The organism is Flavobacterium adhaerens, assembly GCF_040045115.1.
Lineage (GTDB): Bacteria > Bacteroidota > Bacteroidia > Flavobacteriales > Flavobacteriaceae > Flavobacterium > Flavobacterium adhaerens.
This window is the reverse complement of sequence record NZ_JBDLZX010000013.1, coordinates 92,773-98,772: the sequence shown is the minus strand read 5'-3', so window position 1 is coordinate 98,772 and position 6,000 is coordinate 92,773. Positions and strand designations below refer to the sequence as shown.

Sequence of the window (6,000 nt, the reverse complement as noted above, 5' to 3'; positions counted from 1 at the left end):
CTATTGAAGAATTTAACAATCAAATTAATTACAAAAATGTAGCTTAACTTAATGTGCAGTTTTTATTTGCATATCCAACCTATACTTAATCAATCAAGATGTTGCTTCAGCAAAGAAAATTATAATAGAATAATTAAAATTTAGTTCAACTAAAAAACCCATTTTCTTTTTATTGAAAATGGGTTTTTTGTTTTAGAAAATATCTTCACATGTAAAAACTTCTTTTAATCGTATTCCTTTTTCGGTTTCTTGAACAGTGATGATTTGATTGTGGGCATCGTGTTCTAAAAATAAATAGTAATTATTGGTTGCTGCCAAATCTAAAAAATCAGCTTTTTCATCCATTGTCAGTAACGGACGTGTATCGTAACCCATCACATACGGCAATGGCAAATGCCCTGCTGTTGGTAATAAGTCTGCACAAAAAACGATAGTTTTCCCTTGATATTGAATATGTGGAATCATTTGTTTATCGGTATGACCATCCACAAACAAAATTCCAAAACCTAACTCTGAAGTTCCTAAAAAATTTGAATTAGGATTTTTAATAAATTCCAATTGACCGCTTTCTTGCATCGGTAAAATATTTTCAGACAAAAAAGAAGCTTTTTCTCTTGCATTTGGTTTTGTCGCCCATTCCCAATGATTGTCATTCGTCCAGAATTTAGCGTTTTTAAAAGCTGGCTCGTATCCTGTTCTATCTTTATTCCATTGTACACTACCTCCACAATGATCAAAATGCAAATGTGTCATAAAAACATCAGTAATATCATCACGGTGAAACCCAAACTTAGCTAAAGAAGCATCCAAATTATGATTTCCCCAAAGCGAATAATATCCAAAAAATTTATCCGATTGTTTGTTTCCCATTCCAGTATCGATCAAAATTAACCGATTTTCATCCTCTATTAACAAACAACGAGCTGCAATATCAATTAAGTTTTTCTCATCGGCAGGATTCGTTTTATTCCAAAGAACTTTTGGTACTACACCAAACATGGCTCCTCCATCCAATTTAAAATTTCCAGTTTCTATAGGATATAGTTTCATAACTTTTCTTTAAATCTAATTTACTTCAAAGATATAAATTCAAAAACTCCATTGCTATAAAATACTGTGAATTCAACCATTTCAAAATTCAAAAAAATCTCTCTTTTATTACTTAAAACCATCCTATAAGGTAATATATAACAAATATCTATTTTCTTATTAGTTATATAAATGTTAGCAATTATGTAAAAAAGTAATTTATATAGTATCTTTGCAAATCAATTAAACAAAAAAAATAAAATGTAAATGATAATTATCATATTTAGCTTTCAATTTTGAACTATTTATGAATCATTTACTTAAAAAATACTAACACATGATACAAGTTTCTGATACTGCCAAAAAGAAAATCATCGATTTGATGAAAGACGATGGTTTTGATGCTGCTATTGACTACGTAAGGGTAGGTGTGAAAAGCGGTGGATGCTCTGGTTTGTCTTATGATTTGAAATTTGACAAAAACAAAAACGAAGACGACAAAATATTTGAGGATAACGATATAAAAATTGCAGTCGAAAAAAAATCTTTCCTCTATTTAGCTGGAACAATATTAGAATTTTCAGGAGGATTAAACGGAAAAGGATTCGTTTTTAATAATCCAAATGCAAGTAGAACCTGCGGTTGTGGAGAATCGTTTTCCCTTTAAACCAATTAAATGATTGAAAAATTTAAAGATTTAAAGATGATCGGAGTGATTTAAATATTCAATCCTTCAATTTTTAAATCTTTCAATAAAAAAAACAATGTCAAAATATACCGAAGACGATTTAAAAATCGAATTAGAAACCAAAGAATACGAATACGGATTTTATACTGAATTAGAATCTGAAACATTTCCTATTGGTTTAAACGAAGATATTGTTCGTGCTATCTCTAAAAAGAAAGACGAACCACAATGGATGACTGATTGGCGAATTGAGTCTTTCAGAGCTTGGCAAGAAATGATAGAACCAGAATGGGCAAATGTTCATTATGAGAAACCAGATTTTCAAGCCATATCTTACTATTCAGCTCCCAAAAAAGCAGATCCAAACAAAACACTCGAGGATGTAGATCCAGAACTTTTAGAAATGTACAAAAAGTTAGGAATCTCTATTGACGAGCAAAAAAAGATGAACAATATCGCTATGGATATTGTTGTGGATTCTGTGTCGGTAGCAACAACTTTTAAAGCAACTTTGGCCGAAAAAGGAATCATCTTTATGAGTATTTCCGAAGCCATTAAAGAACATCCAGAATTAGTTCGTAAACATCTTGGTACAGTTGTTCCTCAAAAAGACAACTTTTATGCAGCACTAAATTCGGCTGTTTTCTCAGACGGATCGTTCTGTTATATCCCAAAAGGAGTTCGTTGTCCAATGGAATTATCAACTTATTTTAGAATCAATCAAGCTGGAACAGGACAATTCGAAAGAACACTTTTAATTGCTGACGAAGGTAGTTACGTTTCTTACTTAGAAGGTTGTACTGCTCCTACTCGTGATGAAAATCAATTGCACGCTGCAGTTGTAGAATTAATCGCATTAGAAAATGCCGAAATAAAATATTCAACAGTTCAAAACTGGTATCCAGGAAACAAAGAAGGTAAAGGAGGGGTTTTCAATTTTGTAACCAAAAGAGGGTTGTGCGAGAACAATGCTAAAATCTCTTGGACACAAGTTGAAACAGGTTCTGCCGTTACTTGGAAATATCCATCGGTAGTTTTAAAAGGAGATAACTCAATTGGAGAATTTTATTCGATTGCCGTTACCAACAATTTTCAACAAGCCGATACTGGAACCAAAATGATTCATTTAGGGAAAAACAGTAAATCGACAATTATTTCTAAAGGAATTTCAGCAGGAAAATCCCAAAACAGTTATAGAGGTTTAGTTCAAATTGGAGCTAGAGCCGAAAATGCTAGAAATTTTTCGCAATGTGACTCTTTATTAATGGGGAATAATTGTGGAGCACATACTTTCCCTTATATAGAAAGTAAAAATCCTTCGGCCAAAATTGAACACGAAGCGACAACCAGTAAAATTGGTGAAGACCAAGTTTTCTATTGCAACCAACGTGGAATTCCAACCGAAAAAGCAATTGCTCTTATTGTAAACGGATTCAGTAAAGATGTATTGAATAAGTTACCTATGGAGTTTGCTGTAGAAGCACAGAAATTGCTTGAAATTTCATTGGAAGGTTCTGTAGGATAATAAAAACGAAAAGATATGGATATCACTTTAAGAAATGTAAAGAAAAAAGATTTTCCAGTGTTGAAGTCATTGGCAAAATCTCTTGGTTTTGAAATTATTGAAGAAAAAGAGAAACCATATAATCCAGAATTTGTCAAAGAGATTTTGGAGGCAGCAAAAGAAGTTAGAGAAGGAAAAGGAATTAGAATGACAATGGAAGAATTGAAAGATTTATGCAAATAGATTTTTCAAGTAAAGCCAAAGCAGATTTAAATTTTTGGATAAAATCAGGCAATAAATCGATACTGAAGAAAATATATTCTTTAATTGAAGACATTCAATTGCATCCTTTTGAAGGAATTGGTAAACCAGAGCAATTAAAACATAATTTATCAGGTTACTGGTCAAGGAGAATAAATCAGGAACACCGAATTATTTACGAAATTATAGACGAAAACACTGTAAATATTCTAAGTATTATATCACTAAAAGGTCATTACGAATAAACAAAAACAGAAAATGTTATCAATAAAAAATTTACACGCCTCAATCGGGGACAAAGAAATATTAAAAGGTATCAACCTTGAAGTAAAAGCAGGAGAAGTTCATGCGATCATGGGACCAAACGGTGCTGGTAAAAGTACACTTTCGGCTATTATTGCTGGAAACGAAAATTATGAAGTAACCGATGGTGAAATTCTTTTAGAAAATGAAGATATTTCAGAATTGGCTCCTGAAGAAAGAGCACACAAAGGAGTTTTCTTATCATTTCAATATCCAGTAGAAATTCCAGGTGTTTCGGTAACCAACTTTATGAAAACGGCTATCAACGAAACTCGTAAAGCAAATGGTCAAGAAGAAATGCCAGCCAACGAAATGCTGAAAGTAATTCGTGAAAAATCGGAATTATTAGAAATTGACCGTAAATTTTTATCTCGTTCTCTAAACGAAGGATTCTCTGGTGGAGAGAAAAAACGTAACGAAATTTTCCAAATGGCAATGTTGGATCCAAAATTGGCAATCCTAGACGAAACCGACTCTGGTCTTGATATTGATGCCTTACGTATTGTTGCCAACGGTGTAAACAAATTAAAAAGCGAGAAAAATGCTATTGTAGTAATCACTCACTACCAAAGATTATTAGATTATATCGTTCCAGATTTTGTTCACGTACTTTACAACGGAAAAATTGTAAAATCGGGTACAAAAGAATTGGCTTACGAGTTAGAAGAAAAAGGTTACGACTGGATTAAACAAGAACAAGAAGTATAAAATTTGTTTAAAGTCTAAAGTTTGAAGTTGTCTATGACTTTAAACATTTAAACCTTAAACTTTGAACAATAAACAATATGGATTTAAAAGAAAAATTACTATCGTCTTTTATGGCTTTTGAAGAACGCGTAGATGTTCACTCTGAACTTCACGATGTGAGAACAGCAGCTATAAAAAACTTTGAAAATAAAGGTTTCCCTACCAAAAAAGAAGAATCTTGGAAATTTACTTCATTAAGTGCTATACTAAAAAATGATTTTAGTGTTTTTCCAAAATCAGAAAATGCGATTCAATATAGTGATGTAAAAAAATACTTTATACATGAAATAGATACTTATAAAGTAGTTTTTGTTGATGGTATATTTAGCTCACACTTATCTTCAACCACACATGACGGTATTGATGTTTGTTTGATGTCTTCAGCATTAAACAAACCAAAATACAAAATGGTTATTGATACTTATTTTAATCAAATTGCAAGCAAAGACGAAAGCTTAACCTCATTGAATACAGCTTTTGCTAATGAAGGAGCTTACATCAATATACCAAAGAAAAAAGTCGTAGATAAACCTATCGAAATCATGTATTTCTCTACTGGTAACGAAACGGCTCTTTTGGTACAACCAAGAAACTTAGTTATTGTTGGCGAAAATTCGCATGTGCAAATTATCGAGCGTCATCAAAGTTTAAACAACAATCCAGTTTTGACCAATTCGGTTACTGAAATTTTTGCTCAAAAACGCGGTATTGTAGATTATTACAAAATTCAAAATGATAATTTAGAAGCCAATCTAATTGACAATACTTATGTTTCTCAAAAACAAGAAAGTCATGTTTCGGTTCACACGTTTTCATTTGGAGGAAATTTAACTAGAAACAATTTGAACTTCTACCACTTTGGAGAACGCTTAACAAGTACGCTAAACGGAATTACAATTATTGGCGACAAACAACACGTAGATCACTATACTTTGGTAAACCATGCAAGTCCAAATTGCGAGAGTTTCCAAGATTATAAAGGAATATTTAGCGATCGCTCTAATGGAGTTTTCAACGGAAAAGTATTTGTTGAAAAAGAAGCTCAAAAAACAAATGCTTTCCAAAAAAGTAACAACATTCTTTTGAGTGACAAGGCAACTATCAATGCCAAACCACAATTAGAAATTTTTGCTGATGATGTAAAATGTTCTCACGGTTGTACTGTTGGGCAATTAGACGAAACAGCCATGTTCTATATGCAACAACGCGGTATTCCGAAAAAAGAAGCCAAAGCTTTGTTGATGTATGCGTTCTCGAATGCCGTAATAGAAAACATCAAAATACCAGAATTGAAACAAAGAATTACCAAAATCATCGCCATGAAATTAGGAGTGAAATTGGGATTTGATTTGTAGAATAAATTTACCCAAAATAGTTAACCCTTTCAGAGTTCAAAACTTTGAAAGGGTTTTTTATTTCTGCTATTTCTTTATCAAGGAATAAATAAAAAATATAACCCCAAAAAATG

7 protein-coding genes are annotated in these 6,000 nt (G+C 32.0%); 6 read left to right on the top strand and 1 reads right to left on the bottom strand.

Annotated elements, in window-relative coordinates:
• Nucleotides 1-192: 192 nt before the first annotated feature.
• Nucleotides 193-1,050: an MBL fold metallo-hydrolase gene (locus ABEB18_RS15535; protein ID WP_348800244.1), complete on the bottom strand. Its 858-nt coding sequence runs from the start codon at nt 1,048-1,050 to the stop codon at nt 193-195.
• 316 nt (nt 1,051-1,366) lie between these two features.
• Between ABEB18_RS15535 and ABEB18_RS15530 the strand changes: the two genes are divergently transcribed.
• The 6 genes from ABEB18_RS15530 to sufD all read left to right on the top strand — a co-directional run bounded on the left by ABEB18_RS15530 (nt 1,367) and on the right by sufD (nt 5,887).
• Complete coding sequence (locus tag ABEB18_RS15530; protein ID WP_348800243.1) at nt 1,367-1,696, top strand: HesB/IscA family protein; 330 nt, start codon at nt 1,367-1,369, stop codon at nt 1,694-1,696.
• Nucleotides 1,697-1,793: 97 nt separating this feature from the next.
• Complete coding sequence (sufB, locus tag ABEB18_RS15525; RefSeq protein WP_348800242.1) at nt 1,794-3,242, top strand: Fe-S cluster assembly protein SufB; 1,449 nt, start codon at nt 1,794-1,796, stop codon at nt 3,240-3,242.
• Nucleotides 3,243-3,257: 15 nt separating this feature from the next.
• Complete coding sequence (locus ABEB18_RS15520) at nt 3,258-3,464, top strand: DUF2683 family protein (protein WP_348800241.1); 207 nt, start codon at nt 3,258-3,260, stop codon at nt 3,462-3,464.
• Nucleotides 3,455-3,727, top strand: coding sequence for a Txe/YoeB family addiction module toxin (locus tag ABEB18_RS15515; protein WP_348800240.1), 273 nt, complete (start codon nt 3,455-3,457; stop codon nt 3,725-3,727). The genes ABEB18_RS15520 and ABEB18_RS15515 overlap by 10 nt, the downstream gene beginning before the upstream one ends.
• A gap of 13 nt (nt 3,728-3,740) precedes the next feature.
• Complete coding sequence (sufC, locus tag ABEB18_RS15510; RefSeq protein ID WP_348800239.1) at nt 3,741-4,493, top strand: Fe-S cluster assembly ATPase SufC; 753 nt, start codon at nt 3,741-3,743, stop codon at nt 4,491-4,493.
• 77 nt (nt 4,494-4,570) lie between these two features.
• Nucleotides 4,571-5,887, top strand: coding sequence for a Fe-S cluster assembly protein SufD (gene sufD / locus ABEB18_RS15505; protein ID WP_348800238.1), 1,317 nt, complete (start codon nt 4,571-4,573; stop codon nt 5,885-5,887).
• The last annotated feature ends 113 nt before the right edge of the window (nt 5,888-6,000 follow it).